At 60.4% G+C, this 17,433-nt stretch carries 17 protein-coding genes; 8 read left to right on the forward strand and 9 right to left on the reverse strand.

Features of this window, described 5'->3' with window-relative positions; all coding sequences use genetic code 11:
* Window positions 1-388: 388 nt before the first annotated feature.
* Window positions 389-1,141, forward strand: a complete 753-nt coding sequence (locus tag A6U87_RS23195; protein ID WP_065693664.1) for a pyridoxine 5'-phosphate synthase — start codon at window positions 389-391, stop codon at window positions 1,139-1,141.
* Window positions 1,142-1,190: 49 nt separating this feature from the next.
* Here the strand turns inward: A6U87_RS23195 and A6U87_RS23200 are convergent, their stop codons facing one another.
* Window positions 1,191-2,078, reverse strand: a complete 888-nt coding sequence (locus A6U87_RS23200; protein ID WP_065693665.1) for an SDR family oxidoreductase — start codon at window positions 2,076-2,078, stop codon at window positions 1,191-1,193.
* A 119-nt stretch (window positions 2,079-2,197) separates the two neighbouring features.
* Between A6U87_RS23200 and A6U87_RS23205 the strand changes: the two genes are divergently transcribed.
* Window positions 2,198-2,617: a helix-turn-helix domain-containing protein gene (locus A6U87_RS23205; protein WP_065693666.1), complete on the forward strand. Its 420-nt coding sequence runs from the start codon at window positions 2,198-2,200 to the stop codon at window positions 2,615-2,617.
* Here A6U87_RS23205 and A6U87_RS23210 read toward each other — a convergent pair.
* The 4 genes from A6U87_RS23210 to A6U87_RS23225 all read right to left on the reverse strand — a co-directional run bounded on the left by A6U87_RS23210 (window position 2,614) and on the right by A6U87_RS23225 (window position 6,278).
* Window positions 2,614-3,831 (reverse strand): MFS transporter, encoded by a 1,218-nt coding sequence (locus tag A6U87_RS23210; RefSeq protein WP_065693667.1) that lies wholly within the window; start codon window positions 3,829-3,831, stop codon window positions 2,614-2,616. The genes A6U87_RS23205 and A6U87_RS23210 overlap by 4 nt on opposite strands.
* 76 nt (window positions 3,832-3,907) lie before the next feature.
* Window positions 3,908-4,525, reverse strand: a complete 618-nt coding sequence (locus A6U87_RS23215; protein WP_065693668.1) for a TetR/AcrR family transcriptional regulator — start codon at window positions 4,523-4,525, stop codon at window positions 3,908-3,910.
* Between the two features lie 61 nt (window positions 4,526-4,586).
* The gene (locus tag A6U87_RS23220; RefSeq protein WP_065693669.1) at window positions 4,587-5,504 is read right to left on the reverse strand and encodes a helix-turn-helix domain-containing GNAT family N-acetyltransferase; all 918 of its coding nucleotides are present in this window, start codon (window positions 5,502-5,504) and stop codon (window positions 4,587-4,589) included.
* Between the two features lie 69 nt (window positions 5,505-5,573).
* Complete coding sequence (locus A6U87_RS23225; RefSeq protein ID WP_065693670.1) at window positions 5,574-6,278, reverse strand: aspartate/glutamate racemase family protein; 705 nt, start codon at window positions 6,276-6,278, stop codon at window positions 5,574-5,576.
* A 213-nt stretch (window positions 6,279-6,491) separates the two neighbouring features.
* Here A6U87_RS23225 and A6U87_RS23230 point away from each other — a divergent pair, with 213 nt between their 5' ends.
* Window positions 6,492-7,757 carry an NAD(P)/FAD-dependent oxidoreductase gene (locus tag A6U87_RS23230; RefSeq protein WP_065693792.1) on the forward strand — a complete coding sequence of 422 codons (1,266 nt, stop codon included), beginning with the start codon at window positions 6,492-6,494 and terminating at the stop codon, window positions 7,755-7,757.
* A 44-nt stretch (window positions 7,758-7,801) separates the two neighbouring features.
* Here A6U87_RS23230 and A6U87_RS23235 read toward each other — a convergent pair whose 3' ends face one another.
* Window positions 7,802-8,848 (reverse strand): NAD(P)-dependent alcohol dehydrogenase, encoded by a 1,047-nt coding sequence (locus A6U87_RS23235; RefSeq protein ID WP_065693671.1) that lies wholly within the window; start codon window positions 8,846-8,848, stop codon window positions 7,802-7,804.
* Window positions 8,849-9,337: 489 nt separating this feature from the next.
* Between A6U87_RS23235 and A6U87_RS23240 the strand changes: the two genes are divergently transcribed.
* Window positions 9,338-12,106, forward strand: coding sequence for an autotransporter outer membrane beta-barrel domain-containing protein (locus A6U87_RS23240; RefSeq protein ID WP_065693672.1), 2,769 nt, complete (start codon window positions 9,338-9,340; stop codon window positions 12,104-12,106).
* 140 nt (window positions 12,107-12,246) lie between these two features.
* Here A6U87_RS23240 and A6U87_RS23245 read toward each other — a convergent pair whose 3' ends face one another.
* Window positions 12,247-12,636 (reverse strand): hypothetical protein, encoded by a 390-nt coding sequence (locus tag A6U87_RS23245; protein ID WP_065693673.1) that lies wholly within the window; start codon window positions 12,634-12,636, stop codon window positions 12,247-12,249.
* A 284-nt stretch (window positions 12,637-12,920) separates the two neighbouring features.
* Here A6U87_RS23245 and A6U87_RS23250 point away from each other — a divergent pair, with 284 nt between their 5' ends.
* The 3 genes from A6U87_RS23250 to ilvC all read left to right on the forward strand — a co-directional run bounded on the left by A6U87_RS23250 (window position 12,921) and on the right by ilvC (window position 15,716).
* The gene (locus tag A6U87_RS23250; RefSeq protein ID WP_065693674.1) at window positions 12,921-13,829 is read left to right on the forward strand and encodes an AraC family transcriptional regulator; all 909 of its coding nucleotides are present in this window, start codon (window positions 12,921-12,923) and stop codon (window positions 13,827-13,829) included.
* 165 nt (window positions 13,830-13,994) lie between these two features.
* Complete coding sequence (locus tag A6U87_RS23255; protein WP_065693675.1) at window positions 13,995-14,645, forward strand: TetR/AcrR family transcriptional regulator; 651 nt, start codon at window positions 13,995-13,997, stop codon at window positions 14,643-14,645.
* A gap of 51 nt (window positions 14,646-14,696) precedes the next feature.
* Window positions 14,697-15,716: a ketol-acid reductoisomerase gene (ilvC, locus tag A6U87_RS23260; protein WP_065693676.1), complete on the forward strand. Its 1,020-nt coding sequence runs from the start codon at window positions 14,697-14,699 to the stop codon at window positions 15,714-15,716.
* A gap of 48 nt (window positions 15,717-15,764) precedes the next feature.
* Here the strand turns inward: ilvC and A6U87_RS23265 are convergent, their stop codons facing one another.
* Together A6U87_RS23265 and A6U87_RS23270 are read right to left on the reverse strand one after the other, a co-directional pair.
* Window positions 15,765-16,352: a bifunctional 2-polyprenyl-6-hydroxyphenol methylase/3-demethylubiquinol 3-O-methyltransferase UbiG gene (locus A6U87_RS23265; RefSeq protein WP_065693677.1), complete on the reverse strand. Its 588-nt coding sequence runs from the start codon at window positions 16,350-16,352 to the stop codon at window positions 15,765-15,767.
* Window positions 16,353-16,431: 79 nt separating this feature from the next.
* The gene (locus A6U87_RS23270; RefSeq protein ID WP_065693678.1) at window positions 16,432-16,689 is read right to left on the reverse strand and encodes a GlsB/YeaQ/YmgE family stress response membrane protein; all 258 of its coding nucleotides are present in this window, start codon (window positions 16,687-16,689) and stop codon (window positions 16,432-16,434) included.
* 142 nt (window positions 16,690-16,831) lie between these two features.
* On the opposite strand from A6U87_RS23270, the gene A6U87_RS23275 reads away from it, so the two are divergent.
* The gene (locus A6U87_RS23275) at window positions 16,832-17,299 is read left to right on the forward strand and encodes a YidB family protein (protein WP_065693679.1); all 468 of its coding nucleotides are present in this window, start codon (window positions 16,832-16,834) and stop codon (window positions 17,297-17,299) included.
* Window positions 17,300-17,433: the final 134 nt, after the last annotated feature.

Here is a 17,433-nt window from a genome sequence, read left to right on the forward strand (position 1 = left end):
ACGAAAGGAACGCGGTCGAGTGGGGTTTTCCTCTAGGCGTACTATTTTGTTATTCGAAGCAACGGTCGCGTATTTCTCTGTTGCATTGCGTTCAGATTACCCGTGCCGGATACCTTTTGTTAGTCTTAAAAATAGTGACTTCTAATTTGGATGGCAATGTAATCGACTGATTGCAGTCGGTTCCGGAATGTTTGCTTTGGTTGCGCAGGTGTTTGTATTTTAATCGTTTAATCTCCGAAAACCGAACGGATACTACTTCCACCCGTCGCGTCAGGGACGTTTGTGGCCGGTCATCAGAAATTCACATGCACTCATGCATGAATCTCGTTGGCCCTAAGCGTTGCATTGGCTTAAAAGCGGTGCAGCCATCGCTTCAATGGAAACACCAATGCCGACAACCCTTTCCGTGAATCTCAATGCCGTCGCCATGCTGCGCAATCGCCGCGACCTTCCTTGGCCGAGTGTCGAGCATCTCGGGCGAATAGCATTGAAGGCGGGGGCAAGCGGCTTGACGGTGCATCCACGGCCGGACCAGCGGCATATTCGCTTCTCCGATCTGCCTGTGATCCGCAACCTGATCGACGACGAATTCCCGAATGCCGAATTCAACATCGAGGGGTATCCGACGGAGGAGTTTCTGGAACTCTGCGCCAGTGCCGCACCGGAACAGGTGACGCTGGTGCCCGACGATCCGTCACAGGCGACCTCAGACCACGGTTGGGATTTCCGCAAGCATCGCGATCTGCTGACCGATGTCATCGCGCGCCTGAAGAAGACAGGAACCCGCGTGTCGCTGTTTGCCGATGGCGACGGCGATGCGGAGGCCGTGGGGATTGCCAAGGCCGTGGGGGCGGACCGGATCGAACTCTATACCGGTCCCTATGGCGGCTGCTACGACGCGCCGGAGCGGGCTGGGCCGATCCTCGAAGCGCTTGGGAAGACCGCGGATGCGGCGCTTGCGCTTGGATTGGGCGTCAATGCTGGGCACGATCTGACCGTTGCCAATCTTCCGCCGCTCGTGAAGCGTATTCCGAAGCTTGCCGAAGTGTCGATCGGTCACGGTTTGACCGCCGATGCACTCGAGTATGGCATGGCCGAAACGGTGCGGCGCTTCTGCCGAGCCTGCGGACAGACGATCTAGTATAGGGTCAACGCCCGCCCATGCTGCGCAGAGCGGGCGCTGTCAAAAATCAGGCGATCAGGGTGGCCTTGTGCGCCACGAAGAAGGCCTTCAGCGTTTCGGGCTGCTTGCCCGTGAGCTTGGTGAAGTCGCTGGTCACAAGGTCGAAGTTGCCGGCACGGATGTTGGCATCGGCGGATACCAGCATGTCGGCGACAAAATCGGGAAGGCCTGCTCCGCGCATGCCCTGTCCAAGCTGTTCATCAGTGACCGCCACAGCCGCTAGGGGCTTGCCGGCAGCCTCGGCGACGATGGCCGCGATCTGGTTGGCGTTGAGCGATTCCGAGCCCGTCAGCGTATAGGTGGCGCTGTCGCTGGAGCCCGACGCCAGGGCTGCTGCAATCGCAAGCGCGCAATCTTCACGGGAAATGTTTGCTACCTTGCCGTCACCGCTGGACGTGTACCATGTGCCGGACTGCAGATTGTGCGGCATGCCATGCAGGTAGTTGTCCATGTACCATGCGTCGCGAAGGATCGTGTAGGCTAGGCCGCTTGCCTTGATCGCGTTCTCTGTTCCCAGGTGGTCCGGAGCAAAGGTCACCAGCGACTTGTCCGGCGACGGCATCGAGGTATAGGCGATGTGCTTTACTCCGGCCTTGACGGCGGCGCTGACAGCGGCGGTGTGCTGTTTCAGGCGCTGACCCGGTACAGCAAGCGCGTCCGTGCTGATGATCAGCAGCCGGTCGACACCCTGGAATGCTGCCTCAAGCGTAGCCGTGTCGTCGAAGTCCGCCTTGCGGGTGGCGACGCCCTTGGCGGCGAGGTCCGCAAGCTTTGAGGGATCGCGCGTGGCGGCGACGAGTTTGGCCGCCGGAACCTTGTAGGTTTCGAGCAGGTGGTGGATGACACGCTGGCCGAGCTGGCCGGCTGCGCCGGTAACGAGAATGGTGTCGCTCATGTGATTGCCTCTAGGTTCGCTTTGTGGTCTCAAAAAGAGACTAGCACTAGAATAGGAATTGACGCGACGCTGTAAAGCAGGCAGTTTTTGGGCCATACGTTACCAAAAGGGAACCACTAATGAGTGGCGCAGTCGTCAATCTGAAGAGCAAGTCCGAGGCACGGATCCGGCGTGAGGTCGACCTCAGCGCGCTCGACTTCAACAACTGCCCCGTGAGGGACATGATGCAGCAGATCGGCGGGAAGTGGTCGACGCTGATGCTGGAGGCACTGTCGCAGCGCCCCTACCGTTTTGGCGAGCTGCGACGGATGATCCCGGATATTTCGCAACGCATGCTGACACAGACGCTGCGCGATCTGCAGCGTGACGGTTACGTCGAGCGTGAAGTGTTCCCAACCAAGCCGCCGAGCGTCGAGTATCGCCTGACGGACCTCGGTCGATCGCTGTATGGAACGCTGGCGCTGCTGCTGAACTGGGCGGAGGCGAACCATGATGCGGTTCGCTCCGCCCGTCTGCGCTTCGATTCAGCTGAAGCCTAAGCTGCCTTGAGCTGGCGGCCTTCCGTCAGAAACAGCAGGAAAGCGAAGGTGGGGAAGCACAGGCCGATCCAGGCCGTCATTGCCCAGCCGCCGGTAGCAAACGCCCAGCCGCCGATCGCCGAGCCGAAGGCGCCTCCGGCAAAGAAGGTCGCCATGAAGAGCCCATTAAGGCGGCTCCGGTGTTCGGGGCTGATTGCGTAGATCGCTCGCTGACCGACGACGAGATTGGTGGTGACGCCGAAGTCCAGCAGGATTGCTGCAGCCGTGAGCAGAAGCAGGGCTGCCATCGAACCATCGGCGGCAAAGTGGCCGATGAGGAACGCGGCCATTCCAAGCAGCATGGCGAGGGTCGAGGCGATCTTCGTCAGGCCACGATCGGCAAGACGTCCGGCGATCGGCGAGGCGATGGCGCCGGCGGCGCCGGCCAGCGCAAACAGCGCAATCCCGTTCTGAGTCAGACCGAACTCCGGCCCCGCCAGAAGCAGCGGCGTCGTCGTCCAGAAAAGGCTGAAGGCGCCGAACATCCCGGCTTGATAGAGCGCGCGGCGCTGCAAGACGCGAGAGTGGAGGGCGAGGTGAGCCATTGAGGCAAGCAGCTCGCCATAGCTCAACTTGGTGTGAGGAACGCGAACCGGCAATTTGACGCGCAGGATCGCGACCAGCAGGACCATGATCGCTGCCGTTACGAAGTAGACCGTGTGCCAGGAGGTCGCTTCGGCCAGGAAGCTCGCAAAGGGGCGGGCAAGCATGATGCCACAGAGAAGGCCGCTCATGACGTTGCCGACGACCCTGCCGCGTGTGGCGTCGGGCGCCATGTTGGCCGCGAAGGGCACAAGCACCTGCACCGCAACCGATGCCAGGCCGATGCAAAGCGATGCGGCAAGAAACATCATCGGCGTCGACGCCAATCCCGCGCCGATGAGAGCCAGCGCGGAGACGGCGATGAGCGTCAGCACGAGCTTACGGTTTTCCAGAAGGTCACCGAGCGGGACGATAAGCAACAGGCCGAGGCCATAGCCGATCTGCGTCAGCGTCACGATCAACCCCGTCGCCGCCGGGCTGAAGCCAAGCGAGGCGCTGATCGGGCCTGCGAGCGGCTGGCCATAGTAGAGGTTGGCGGCAACCAGCCCGCAGGCCGCGGCAAACAGGAATGTCATCAGGGGCGAAATCGACTGAGGGGCGACGGCTTCGCGCGTTGTCGCAGATAGGCTCATGCTAGGACTCCGGTGGGAGGATCAGATTATCGTGGTGTCGGCGAGCGGGAGGGCTGGCGCTCGCATGATGAAAGCGTCACCCCAGCAGCCTCATGGCTGCTTCGGCAACGCTTGCCATGTCGTTCTCGGTGCGTCCGGTCTTTCCGACGACGCGCATGCCTTTTGTCAGGCACAGCAGTGCGCGGGCGGTTGTTTCGCTATCGATCGCTGTGGAAATCGAGCCGTCCGCTTGGCCGAGCCGAACAAGATCCAGGATCAGTTTTTCATTGGCATCAAAGGCCGTAGCGACGCGTTCGGCGGCTTCCTCATCGAAAATTGCCAGTTCGTTGGCGCTGCCGACGACAAGGCATCCGCGCCGGCCGGATTCGCCATGGGAGGAAGCGGCATAGTAGGCGAGGACTTCGCGGACCTTCTCGCGGCCAGTCTCAACCGTTGTCAATCGCGCATCGAGGATGCTCCGCCGGACCTTTCGGTAGCGATCGAAGGCGGCAAGAAAGATGCCACGCTTGTCCTTGAACGCCTTGTAGACACTGCCGGAGGCGAGTTCCATCGCTTCCGTCAGTTCGCTGATGGACGCGGCGTGGTAGCCGCGCTCGGAAAAGACGGCAAGCGCCTTATCCAGTGCCGCATCCGCATCGAATTCGCGCGGGCGGCCACGCGCTCGGTTCTTTGATTCAAAAGTTTCGGTCGTCATGACGACCTAATTAGGGAATGTTCGTTTCCAAATCAAGCGAAGCTTTCGAGCCGGGTGCGGATTACAGATCCAGAACCCAGGTCTGGCCGTTTTCCTCGCGGCCGAACATGTGATGTCTCTCTTCGGAGACGAGGCGGAAGCCTGCCTTGACGTAGATGCCGCGGGCCGCGTGGAGGATGTCGTTCGTCCACAGCGATAGCTGGCGATATTGCCTTGCCTTGGCGAAGCGAATGCATTCGTCGACCAGCGTCTTGCCAAGCCCAAGGCCGCGTGCTGCCTTGTCGACATAGAGCAGCCGAAGCTTGGCGATGCCGTCGCCGCCGTTGGCGATCAGGACAGATCCGATGTTGACGCCGGCGCGCTCGGCGATCCAGCAATATTCCATGGCCGGATCGAAGTTGGTCAGGAACTTGCCGGCAACGTCCGCAACCAGCCCTTCGAAGCGCATGTCCCAGCCGTATTCCTCCGTGTAGGCTTTCGCCTGGCTCTGTACGATCCAGCCCACGTCGCCGGCGCGATGTGGACGGAGGATCGTCGCCGGCGGCGCGGCGTTCGGTTCCAGCAGTGCGCGGATCGTGGTCATGGCGGTGACGATGCTTTGCGGTGCCCCCGCCGCAAGCGTGTCGAAGCGCTTGGCGATCTGGACATTCGAGCGCCTTCCAAGCTCCTGAAATTGATCGCATCCCTTATCGGTGACACTGATGATCTGGCTTCGCATGTCATCAGGATCGGCTTCCGTTTCGATCAGTCCTTCGCTGCGAAAACGCTTGAGGATGCGGCTCAGATAGGCAGCGTCGAGCTGGAGGTCGCGCGTCAAGGCAGAGGCGCTGACGCCGTTCCGGGAGCCGATCTCGAAGAGCACCCGCGCATCCGTGAGGGTGAACGGCGTATCGAGATAGGCTCGGTTCAGGACGCCAAGGAAGTTGGTGTAGAAGCGGTTGAAGTCGCGAACGGTTTCGATGAGGGCGGAATCGGGCATGGCAAAGATCTCCTGGTGGGAGACTTTGTCATGCAATTAGTTGACTGAGTCAAATAAAATTATACGAACTTAAGCCACTGCCGTTTGCCTTAGTGCGAAATCGATTGCGGCCGTTGCGTGGATCTTTGTGGTATCGAATCCGGGCAGGGGCAGATTGTCCGGATCGAGGATCAGGCAAATCTCGGTGCATCCCAGGATGATGCTGTCGGCACCTGCGGCGCGCTCGCGTTCGATGATGCGCATCAACTTTTCACGCGAGCTTTCCAGCACCTTCCCGGCGCAGAGTTCGTTGAAGATGATGTCGTGGACGGTCGTGCGATCGGCTGCTTCAGGGACCGCGATATCGAGGCCGAGGCGCTGCATGCGATCGGTGTAGAAGCCGTGTTCCATGGTGTAGCGGGTAGCAAGGAGCAATGGTCGTTTGCAGCCGGCGGCCTTCAGCGATGCTGCCGTCTCGTCGATGATATGGAGGAAGGGCACCGAAACACGCGACGCGACTTCATCGGCGACGAGGTGCATGGTGTTGCTGCAGATGAGAATGCAGGCGGCGCCGGCCGTCTCCAGGCGCGACGCGACATCGCCGAGCCGCGCGGCCGCACCAGCCCAATCGCCGGCCTTCTGCATCACGACAATCTCTTCGAAGTTGACGGAATAGAGCAGCAATTCGGCCGAGGCGAGGTCGCCCAGGCGCTCGCGCACCATCTCGTTGAGCAAGCGATAGTAGACGGCCGAGCTCTCGAAGCTCATGCCGCCGATGAGGCCGATTGTCTGCATCCGGTGGTGCTCCCATGGCATTTTGTTGTGCTGAGTACGCGCGGGTTGGTGCGCGTTTCTGCGTTGTCGTCATTGAAAGGCAAAATTGCAGCCCAGTCCATCGCCCGCCCGCCGTTCCCGCGCAAGTGCAGATGAGCTATGCCTAAACGGCAGTTGAAAACTGTGTTCGACCAATGACTAATCGTCGTCGCGTATCGAGCGAAAGGGCAGATGATGAGCGAACACCACGTCGTCGTTGTCGGAGGCGGCTTTGGCGGCCTTCAACTGGTGAACGGCCTGAAGGGCGCCGGCGTACGGATCACGCTGATCGACCGGCGCAACCATCACCTCTTCCAGCCGCTTCTCTACCAGGTGGCGACGACGATTCTATCGACCTCCGAGATCGCCTGGCCGATCCGCCATCTGTACAGCGACCGGCCCGAGGTGACGACCCTGCTCGGTGAGGTGTCGGCTGTCGATACGGCGGCGAGGGAAGTGAAACTGCGCGACGGAACGGCGTTGCATTACGATACGCTCGTTCTCGCCACCGGCGCCACGCACGCCTATTTCGGCCGGGACGACTGGGAGCCGGTGGCGCCGGGCCTGAAGACGCTGGAGGATGCAACGACGATCCGTCGCCGCGTCCTGCTGGCCTTCGAACGCGCCGAGACCGCCACCGACGCCGCCGCCCGTGCAGCGCTGCTGACCTTCACGATCGTTGGCGCCGGACCGACCGGCGTGGAGCTTGCCGGCATCATCGCGGAGCTGGCGCACAAGACATTGCCGAAGGAGTTTCGCAACATCGACACCAGAACAACCAAGGTGATCCTGGTGGAAGCAGGGCCCCGCGTGCTGCCGAGCTTCGCGCAGGAGCTCTCGGCCTATGCGCAAAAGGCACTGGAGGATCTCGGCGTCGAGGTGCGTCTCGGCAAGGCGGTGACGGAATGCTCGGTCGATGGCGTCAAGATCGGAGAAGAGTTCATTGGTTCTAGGACGATCGTCTGGGCGGCCGGCGTGCAAGCGTCACCGGCGGCCCGGTGGCTGGATATTCCGGCTGACCGCGCGGGACGCGCGATCGTCGAAAAGGACTTGACGGCGCCTGGTTTGCCGGAGGTGTTCGTGATCGGCGATACCGCCTCGGTCATGAGGGACAACGGCGCGCCGGTGCCGGGCATCGCGCCTGCCGCCAAACAGCAGGGCGGCTATGCCGCCAGGGTCATCCGCGCGCGACTGGCCGGAAAGGCGCCGCCACCGGCGTTTCGCTACCGGCACCAGGGAAGCCTTGCCACGATCGGACAAAGTGCTGCTATCGTGGATTTCGGCAAGATCAAGCTGAAGGGATGGTTAGCCTGGTGGATATGGGGTCTCGCCCATATCTACTTCCTGATCGGAACGCGTTCGCGTTTTGCGGTCGCGTGGAGCTGGCTATGGATTTATCTCAGCGGCCAGCATAGCGCCCGGCTGATCACGCAAAGGGAAACGATGCGCGACGAGGGGTAGGCGGCTCTTGCGAGCCGCCCAGGTCTTCTTGACGCTTGGCAGCCTCAGGCCGCCAGCGACGCAATGTCGATGACGAAGCGGTAGCGAACGTCGCTCTTCAGAACGCGCTCATAGGCTTCGTTGACCTGCTGGATGTTGATCTTCTCGATCTCCGAGACGATGTTGTGCTCGCCGCAGAAGTCCAGCATTTCCTGGGTTTCCTTGATCGAGCCGATCATCGAGCCGGACAGGCTCTTGCGGCCCGGGATCAGCGAGAAGGCGTGGACCGGGATCGGGTTCTCGGGAGCGCCGACGACGACCATAGAACCGTTGACCTTGAGCAGGCCGAGATAGGCATTCCAGTCAACCTCGGCGCTGACCGTGCAGATGATCAGGTCGAAGGTGCCGGCGAGCTTCTCGAAGGTCGCGGCATCGCTCGTGGCGTAATATTCCTTGGCGCCGAGCTTCAGTCCGTCTTCCTTCTTGGAGAGCGACTGCGAGAGAACGGTGATATCCGCGCCCATGGCCGCACCAAGCTTCACGCCCATATGGCCGAGGCCGCCCATGCCGACGATCGCGACCTTCTTGCCAGGACCGGCATTCCAGTGCTTCAGCGGCGAGTAGAGCGTGATGCCGGCGCACAGAAGCGGAGCGGAGGCATCGAGCGGCAGGTTTTCGGGGATCGACAGGACATAGCCTTCCTTGACGACGATTGAGTCGGAATAGCCGCCCTGCGTTGCCGTCTTGCCGTCGGCTTCGACGCTGTTGTAGGTGCCGACGAGGCCGGGCATGTACTGCTCGTTGTCGAGATCGCGAGTGGCGCAGCCGACGCAGCTGTCAACGAAGCAGCCGACGCCGACGTGATCGCCGACCTTGAACTTGGTGACGTTGGCACCGACGGCCGAAACGATGCCGGCGATCTCGTGGCCCGGCACGATCGGATAAACGGCATTCTTCCATTCGTTGCGAACGGTGTGAATGTCCGAGTGGCAGATGCCGGCGAACTTGATGTCGATGACGACGTCGTCGGCGTTCGGCTCGCGACGCTCGAAGGTAAAGGGCGTCAGAGGTTTCGACGCGTCGGTCGCGGCATAGCCTTTTGCAATAGCCATGGGAGAACTCCATCTGTTTGTGGTCGGGAATCTGATGGTGAGACTTATGACGCATCGACCGCCATTGGCGTTAGAGCGATCCTCCTAGCTTTTTGCACGATCCTGCAAATGTCCGGCTTTGACGAAGACCGCCGCCGACACAAAACCCTGACTCTGAGCCGCAAGCAGATATCCGACGGCCAAGTCGGCCAAGCCGCGTGATTATCGATCCCGTCAACGCTCAAAGCCGGCAGCAGGGGGCATCGGTGACCTTTCTACCGGAACGGTTCGCGAGATTCCAGTTAAGCTTTAATCAACCATGACGATAGTGACGTGAAGTGGATATCCTAATTAAGTACCTGTGAAATTTGACAATTCTCAAAACTCATGATCGCCAATAGGTAGCAGATATATCAAAATCTGCATGGGAATTTGATCATGGCATTGTGGTTTGGGGCGCGGGCTTCAGGCGAAACCGATCGAAAGTTACGGTTCCTTTCAGGTGTTTCCTTGGGTGCCCTAGCACTCGGCTGCACCTTTCAGCCCTCTTTTGCTGCCACCTTCACAGCCTCGAACCAAGCGGAACTCTATCAGGCGATAGCGGACGCTCAGGCCAGTGCGGATGCGTCCTCCACCATCACTCTAACGGGAAGCTTCGCGCTCACCAGTGCCTTTCCCGCCGTCACTGGCAAAACCATCACTGTCGAGACCGGAACCAACACGCTGACATTCTCGATGGCACCGGCCTTCGATGTGGCGGCTGGTGCTATACTCACCTTTACCGGTCAGCTCCTGGACGGCAATACAGTGCTGGGTAAGACTGGCAGTGGCACACTCGTACTGGACAGTACGGCCTCCGGGATCAGCAGGATCAACCTGAACGGCGGTCAGACGATCATCAACGGTGGTGGGTTGGTCCAATTTGGCCCGTCCAGTGCCAGCGGGACGGCACAGCTCGCCCTCGCTTCGGCTGCTGGCTCGGTAACAAGCCTCACAATCACGGGCGCGGGTACGAGTGTGGTTACGACAAGCACCGAACCGACTGATCTCAGTCGCGGGGGCTTGAGCACATCGGTCTTCACGGTCGAAGATGGGGCGTCTTACAATACCGCTGGCGCTATCCGGATCCACACAACTGGTTCTCAGGGCACTGCAACCATCAACGTTCTCGGTGAGAACTCATCGTTCAGCACCGCCAATTTGGGATCCTACTACGGTACGACCTATATCAACGTGCTCGACGGCGGCGTGATGAACGTCAACGGTCTCACTAGTCTCGGTGGCCTCACAACCACAACCTACGCCGGAGCACTGGTTTCGGTCATCGTGTCGGGTGAAGGTTCCAAATGGACCAACACGGGCGCCATGAACCTCTACAGAGGTTCGCTGTCGATCCTCGACCGCGCTGTTTTGGACGCAACGGCCGCAGTAAACATTGCGACGAGCACCGGTTCGATCGTTCCCACTTTCGCTGTCCTAGTGTCCGGCGATGGGTCGGAATTGAAAGCGTTGGCGTTGAATGTCGGGACTTACGGGACCGGTACTCTCACGATTGCGGACGATGGTCAGGTCCTCATCAATGGTGGCGCTTCCGCGCTCGTCCTTGGTGGCACCGATCCGGAGAGCAACGCCACGCTGAACATCGGCGGGGCAGTCGGCGCGGCGGCAACGGCGGCTGGTACGCTTGTGGCCTCTGCGGTGACGCTTGCTGCCAGCGCGGAGATCAATTTCAACCACACCGAAACCGGCTACGTATTCGATACGGCGATCAACGGCAGCGGCGCGGTCAACCAGTATGCAGGCCGGACCATATTCAACGCCGACCAGACCGGTTTTTCCGGCTTGGCGAGCATCTACGGCGGGATGCTGGAGGTGAACGGCATTCTCGGCGGGATAGTCAACGTCCTGGGCGGAACGCTTGGCGGCATAGGTACGGTCGGCGATACGACGAACAATTCCGGCGGTTCGATCGCGCCTGGGGTCAACGGTATCGGTACACTGACGATCAATGGTGACTATACGAGCAACGGCGGTGCCCTCCAGATCGAATCCGTGCTCTATGATGACTCATCTCCGACCGATCTTCTCATGATCACCGGCGACACCATTCTTGGCACCGGTGCGACCAGGATCTTCGTGACCAACCTCAGTGGGGTCGGCGGCGAGACGACGGGCGACGGAATCAAGGTCGTCGACGTTGACGGTATTTCGGCGTCCGACGTCTTTGTCCTCGGCTCTCCTGCGATCGGCGGAGCTTACCGCTACAACCTCTATCAGAACGGCATCACCGATCCGACGGATGGTGACTGGTATCTGCGCAGCGCTGGCCTCGCCCCAACAGTACCCGTCTACGAAAGCTATCCGGTCATTCTCCTCGGCATGACGGAGTTGCCAACGCTGCGGCAGCGCGTCGGCGATCGCTATTTGTCTGATCAGGAGGAATTTGGTGCCGCCAATGGCTACACAGGACCTCGCAATTTCTGGACCCGGATCGAAGGCGGACATAGCCACGAGGAAGGCAGTTCGACCACGGGCGCGTCCTACGATAGCAACCACTATCTGGTGCAGGTCGGTATCGACGGGTTGCTCAGTGAATCCGACAAGGGACTGCTGATCGGTGGCTTGAACGTTCAGTACGGCCAGACGCACGCCAACGTCATCTCGCCAATCGGGAACGGGGACAACGATACCGACAGCTACAGCATCGGCGCGACGCTGACATGGTACGGCAACGACGGTTCCTATGTCGATGGACAAGCCACGCTCGCACGACTGTCGACCGATCTCTCCGCTGACGAAGTCGGCAGGCTCGTGGACCGGAACGACGGCAATGGCTATGGCGTCAGCATCGAAGCCGGTCGTAAGATGGCCATCAACAACAGCTGGTCGATCATGCCCCAGGCGCAGTTTTCGTACAACTCGGTGAACTTCGACAGCTTCACCGATCGTTTCAATGCACATGTAAGCCTTGATAGTGCGGACAGCGCTAAAGGTCGCATCGGGGTGGCTGTGGACTATGATGAAGGCGCGAGCGCCAACAACAGCCATGTCTATGCCATCGCCAACCTGACCTACGATTTTCTTGATGGAACCCGTGTTAACGTGTCGGACGTCGTCACCAAGTTCGAGCCGAAGTCCCTTGGCGCCGAGGTTGGCGTCGGTGGAACCTACAGGTGGGCCGACGGCAAGTACAATCTGTATGGCGAAGCACTTGCCGCGACACGCTTCGACGGCAGCAATGGCTTCAAGGGTACGGTAGGATTCAGCACCGCGTTCTGACACTGCCTCACGGAGGAGTTCACCTCTTTTGGCGGTAGACCACGACCCGACCAGAGCGTAGACGTTTGCCATCGGCGAATGGTGTCATGCCGTGGGATGCGTTTGCCTCAGTTCCTGATGCCGGCGTTGTATGAAAGAGACTATACAGGTGGCAGATCAAGACCGTTTGGCAGTGAGATCCAGATGACGGTCTGGGCCTCCGGCGAATGACGCGACAGATGGCCCTTGCCATGCGTGTCTTCCACCAGCACGAAGCCGCCCGCATGGACGTGGCGTGTCTCTCCGTCGCTCGTTTCATATTCAACCGATCCGTCCAGCCTGACGGTCAGCACCGGCTCAGGGACCGTGTGCCAGGCAACCTCTCGCATTCCCGCGGGGATATGGGTGAGGCGGACGCGGGACGCCGGGTAGCTGGCCGTAACGTCAAATGGAACGGCATCGGGATGCACCGACCTCTTTGTCGTCGGCAATTCAACTTCGTCGAAATGCGATTCGCCGTCCGGGGTGGCATAGATGCGCAGGCACTTCATGCGGACAATTCCCATCGTTCGGCTTACCGCCGCCTGCATACCATAAAGAGGCGAGGTAGCGCCAAGAGAGCTCATCGAATGTCCACGCGGTACATTGCGTGGAAGACGCTAATGTTGGGAATGGCATTGGCGCGTCCTTGAACGTGAACTCTCGTCTGCTTTCGCCTGCCGGCGGCCGTCGCGGTGTCGGCCGCACGATCGCGCAAATATCCCTCTCTTGCAGTGGCGCGGCATTGTCCTAAATAAACGCAGCTTCCATTGCTTCGAGACACGGATTTCCGCGCATGACCTTGCCTTTCAGTCCTTACCAGGAAATAGCCTCGATTGCGGCGCGGTTCGTCTGCGGGGATGGTGAGGTCGCGACACCGATCGACAATCTTTTCCTGAGCCGGCGATCCAGTCCGACACAGCCGCTTCATACGGCTTACCGGCCGTGTTTCGCGCTGGTCCTGCAAGGGGCAAAGAGCTTGCGGCTCGGTTCGGATACGTTGAATTACGGCACGGGCGACTATCTGCTGACATCGCTCGACTTGCCCGTGGCTTCCCGGGTCACGGAAGCGAGCGAACAACAGCCGCATCTCTGTCTGGCGCTTGCCATCGACGGCGAGACACTGGCCACGCTGCTCAGGCGGATCGATGTGCCGCGGCAGACGACGGATGCCAGCGTCCTGCGGGGCATGGCGGTCAACGTCGCGCCTCCGGAGTTGCTTGACGCCGCCGTGCGGCTCTTGCGGCTGCTTGATCGTCCGGACGAGATCGCCGCGATGGCGCCCTTGATCGTTGAGGAGATCCTCTATCGTATCCTGATGGGGCCGGATGGCCCGCGCCTTCTCAACATCGCGATGGCTGAAAACCAGGGCAACAAGATTGCCCGTGCGGTGGCATGGCTGCGCGGAAATTTCTCCAAGCCCCTGCGGATCGAGGAACTTGCCGAGCGCGTCAACATGAGCGTGTCGTCGTTTCACCACCATTTCAAGTCGGTGACGGCCATGACGCCGGTCCAGTATCAGAAGCAGCTTCGGCTGCACGAGGCCAGGCGCCTGATGGTCGTCGAGCGGCTCGATGTCGGGACGGCGGGCTTTCGTGTGGGCTATCAGAGCCCGTCGCAATTCAGTCGTGAATACAGCCGGCTTTACGGCTTGTCACCACTGAGGGACGTGGAGTCGGCGCGCGATCCCGTGGCCGCGGAGTAGCCTGCGGCCGGTATCGTGTACCCGTCCACCTGCTTCGGTGGACGATGCTGTTTCAGGACCGGTTTTCCGGTCCGCGATTTCGTAAAATGCTGCTTGACGCACAAGGCGGTTTGCAGCATAAAGCCCACGAACCGTACCGTACGGTACTTATCGGGAGCTTACGTCGTGTCTGTCGAAAACTTGGAGCCCAGCGAATTTTCGCCGCGCCAGAACGCTGTTCTGGAACAGGCGTTGCGGCTGCTCGTGGACGGCGGCGAAAAGGCTCTGACGACCTCGGGCGTCGCTCGTGCGGCTAACTGCTCGAAGGAAAGCCTCTACAAGTGGTTCGGTGATCGCGACGGCCTTCTTTCGGCGATGATCGCCTACCAGGCGAGCAAGGTCCGTACCTTCGAACGCAATGGCGAGCGCCTGACGGCGACCTCCCTGCATGACCATCTGGTGATCTTCTCGCGTGACCTTCTCGAAGTGCTTGCGGGCGATGTGTCGCTGGCGCTGAATCGCCTCGCGATCGGCCAGTCGCACCGCGACGGCTCCAAGCTCGGCAAGCTGCTGCTGGAGCGCGGTCGGCGCCAGATCGATCGCCGCGCCATGGGGCTGATCGATTCCGGCAAGCGCGCCGGGTTGCTTCGTTTCAACGATGCCGATGAGGCGTATCATACGCTCTACGGCCTGATCGTTTCCGACCTCCATGTCCGCATGCTGCTCGGCGAGCCGGGTAGCAAGGATACTGCGCGCCAGGCGGAGAAGGCGGTGACCGCCTTCCTGAGGCTCTACGGCTCGGAAAAAGCTCTCGCGGAGATGCCGCTCATCGGCTGATTTCGCTTTTATTGACAGTCAAACAAGACAAGCAAAGGGAAGGACATTCAAATGCGCGTCTATTACGATCGTGATGCAGATCTCAACCTCATCAAGTCGAAGAACGTCGTCATCGTCGGCTACGGTTCCCAGGGTCGCGCACACGCCCTGAACCTGAAGGACAGCGGTCATGCCAACGTGGCGATCGCTCTCAAGGCCGGCTCGCCGACCATCAAGAAGGCAGAAGCCGATGGTTTCAAGGTCATGACCGTTGCCGACGCCGCCAAGTGGGGCGACCTGATCATGATGGCGACGCCTGACGAACTGCAGGCCGAAATCTACAAGACCGACATCGCCGGCAACATCCGTGATGGCGTCGCTATCGCCTTCGCGCACGGCCTCAACGTTCACTTCGGCCTGATCGAGCCGAAGGCTTCGCTCGACGTCGTCATGATCGCGCCGAAGGGCCCGGGCCACACGGTTCGCGGCGAATACCAGAAGGGCGGCGGCGTTCCCTGCCTCGTTGCCGTTCACCAGAACGCTTCGGGCAACGCTCTTGAACTCGCTCTTTCCTACGCTTGCGGCGTTGGCGGCGGCCGTTCGGGCATCATCGAAACCAACTTCCGCGAAGAGTGCGAAACCGACCTCTTCGGCGAACAGGTCGTTCTCTGCGGCGGTCTCGTCGAGCTCATCCGCGCCGGTTTTGAAACGCTGGTCGAAGCTGGCTACGCGCCAGAAATGGCCTACTTCGAGTGCCTGCACGAAGTGAAGCTCATTGTCGACCTGATCTATGAAGGCGGCATCGCCAACATGAACTACTCGATCTCGAACACGGCTGAGTGGGGCGAATACGTCACCGGTCCGCGCATCATCACCGCTGAAACCAAGGCTGAAATGAAGCGCGTCCTGCACGACATCCAGACCGGCAAGTTCACCTCCGACTGGATGCAGGAATACAAGGCTGGCGGCTCGCGCTTCAAGGGCATCCGCCGCATGAATGACAGCCACCAGATCGAAGAAGTCGGCGCCAAGCTGCGCGGCATGATGCCTTGGATCGGCAAGAACAAGCTGGTCGACAAGTCCGTCAACTAAGCTTTGCGATCGCAAGATCTTCGAGGGTCGGTGCGAAAGCGCCGGCCCTTATTTTTGTGCGCGCATCGCGAGCCACCGTGTCGGCGCGTGGTCGTAGCCGATGCCGTCGGCCTCCGATATGACGATCTGGTGCCAGCCGGTGCCGCCCAGCATGTCTGAAAGCAATTCTGCGGAGAGATAATTGTAGTAACGCCCGAAGCCGTCATGCCCTTCGGCATCGCCGGCCTTGAACGTGGCGTGCAATATCCCGCCCGGTTTCAGGGCGCGCCTGATGCGCTCGAGAACGCCCGGCAGCTCCGTGCGCGGTACATGCAACAGAGAGGCCTCAGCCCAGGTGCCGTCGAATGCGTCTTCGGCATCGAGCTCATCAAAGCGCATCACCTCCACAGGGCGTCCGAGCAGGGCTTCGGCTTGCGCCGCCAGCTCTGCCGATCCGTCCGTCGGCGTGACCTCAAAGCCTTGCGACAGCATGTAGGCACTGTCCTGACCACCACCGCAACCGAGCTCGATGACCGATGCGCCTGCCGGGAGGTCCGAGAGGAAGGCATCGAGCCGCCGAATGGGAAGCGTTCGATTGCGCGCGGCATAGTCGACCGCGTTCTGTCTGTAGAATGAGAACGTGCCTTCGCTGCACATGCTGGCTCATTTCAATCGCTGAGATCGCGCGCCAGCTTTCGCCTACGCGCGGCGCCCGAAGGGCATTACCCGACAGGCATCAGATCGACCGGCGGCCACTCACGGCATGGTAGAGCCAGAGCACGACGACCGCGCCGATGACGGCGACCACCAGGCTGTAGATGTTGAAGCCGGTTACGCCGGATGCCCCGAAGAAGGTGAAGATCACGCCGCCGACGATGGCGCCGACGATGCCGAGCACGATGTCCATCAGCATGCCCGAGCCCGTCTTGTTGACGATCTTGCTGCCAATAAAACCTGCAATCAATCCAAGAATAATCCAGCCGATAACAGACATCTGTGAAGTCCCTCCTTGAATGGCCGAATAATCCGACCATTTCCGTTTTGTAGCTAAAGTGAAGATGCGGGAATTCAAGCCTCGGCTGGCTGCATATTGCGTCTTTACTCTTCTCGCCGAGAAATTGAAAAAGGAGGATGACATGGGAATCTTTGATGACGCCGTTCCCGGCGGCAATATTTCGAAGCCGATCATGATCGCGCTCGGCGCGTTGCTTGTCGGCAAGCTTCTCGGCGGTCGTGGTGCACCGGAGGACGCGGCACCCCAGCAGCAGCAGCCGAACGCGCAGGCGGGTGACGATGGAGGCCTGCTCGGAAGTCTGGGCGGTCTTGGTGGATTGGGCGGCCTGCTCGGAAAACTGGCTGAAGCAGGGCAGGGATCCACGGTCGACTCCTGGGTCAAGCCTGGCCAGAACCAGCCGATCGCACCCGGAAGCCTCGAAAGTGCGCTTGGCTCACAGACCATCAGCGATCTCGCCCGGCATGCCGGCATCAGCGAGCAGGAGCTGCTGAAGCAGCTTTCGACCGTCCTGCCAGGTGTCGTTGACAAGCTCACGCCGCAAGGCCAGATTCCAAGCCAGGAGCAGGTTGCTTCGCTCTTCCGCTCCTGATCAGCACATCACTCAAACGCAAGCACAATCCTTGCTCCCGGATGGGAGCAAGGGCAGGAAGCGCATGCTCATTGACCTCGATTTTTTGGACTGACGGCCGCGAAAAATTGTCACGGTAGCAAACTAATAGGTCA

The sequence above is a fragment of the Rhizobium sp. AC44/96 genome (assembly GCF_001692185.1).
Taxonomy (GTDB): domain Bacteria; phylum Pseudomonadota; class Alphaproteobacteria; order Rhizobiales; family Rhizobiaceae; genus Rhizobium.

What these genes read in the sequence shown, in the direction of transcription:
- A6U87_RS23195 (WP_065693664.1), top strand. Translation starts at nt 389, where the DNA reads ATGCCGACAACCCTTTCCGTGAATCTCAATGCCGTCGCCATGCTGCGC.
- A6U87_RS23200 (WP_065693665.1), bottom strand. Translation starts at nt 2,078, where the DNA reads ATGAGCGACACCATTCTCGTTACCGGCGCAGCCGGCCAGCTCGGCCAG.
- A6U87_RS23205 (WP_065693666.1), top strand. Translation starts at nt 2,198, where the DNA reads ATGAGTGGCGCAGTCGTCAATCTGAAGAGCAAGTCCGAGGCACGGATC.
- A6U87_RS23210 (WP_065693667.1), bottom strand. Translation starts at nt 3,831, where the DNA reads ATGAGCCTATCTGCGACAACGCGCGAAGCCGTCGCCCCTCAGTCGATT.
- A6U87_RS23215 (WP_065693668.1), bottom strand. Translation starts at nt 4,525, where the DNA reads ATGACGACCGAAACTTTTGAATCAAAGAACCGAGCGCGTGGCCGCCCG.
- A6U87_RS23220 (WP_065693669.1), bottom strand. Translation starts at nt 5,504, where the DNA reads ATGCCCGATTCCGCCCTCATCGAAACCGTTCGCGACTTCAACCGCTTC.
- A6U87_RS23225 (WP_065693670.1), bottom strand. Translation starts at nt 6,278, where the DNA reads ATGCAGACAATCGGCCTCATCGGCGGCATGAGCTTCGAGAGCTCGGCC.
- A6U87_RS23230 (WP_065693792.1), top strand. Translation starts at nt 6,492, where the DNA reads ATGAGCGAACACCACGTCGTCGTTGTCGGAGGCGGCTTTGGCGGCCTT.
- A6U87_RS23235 (WP_065693671.1), bottom strand. Translation starts at nt 8,848, where the DNA reads ATGGCTATTGCAAAAGGCTATGCCGCGACCGACGCGTCGAAACCTCTG.
- A6U87_RS23245 (WP_065693673.1), bottom strand. Translation starts at nt 12,636, where the DNA reads ATGAAGTGCCTGCGCATCTATGCCACCCCGGACGGCGAATCGCATTTC.
- A6U87_RS23250 (WP_065693674.1), top strand. Translation starts at nt 12,921, where the DNA reads ATGACCTTGCCTTTCAGTCCTTACCAGGAAATAGCCTCGATTGCGGCG.
- ilvC (WP_065693676.1), top strand. Translation starts at nt 14,697, where the DNA reads ATGCGCGTCTATTACGATCGTGATGCAGATCTCAACCTCATCAAGTCG.
- A6U87_RS23265 (WP_065693677.1), bottom strand. Translation starts at nt 16,352, where the DNA reads ATGTGCAGCGAAGGCACGTTCTCATTCTACAGACAGAACGCGGTCGAC.
- A6U87_RS23270 (WP_065693678.1), bottom strand. Translation starts at nt 16,689, where the DNA reads ATGTCTGTTATCGGCTGGATTATTCTTGGATTGATTGCAGGTTTTATT.
- A6U87_RS23275 (WP_065693679.1), top strand. Translation starts at nt 16,832, where the DNA reads ATGGGAATCTTTGATGACGCCGTTCCCGGCGGCAATATTTCGAAGCCG.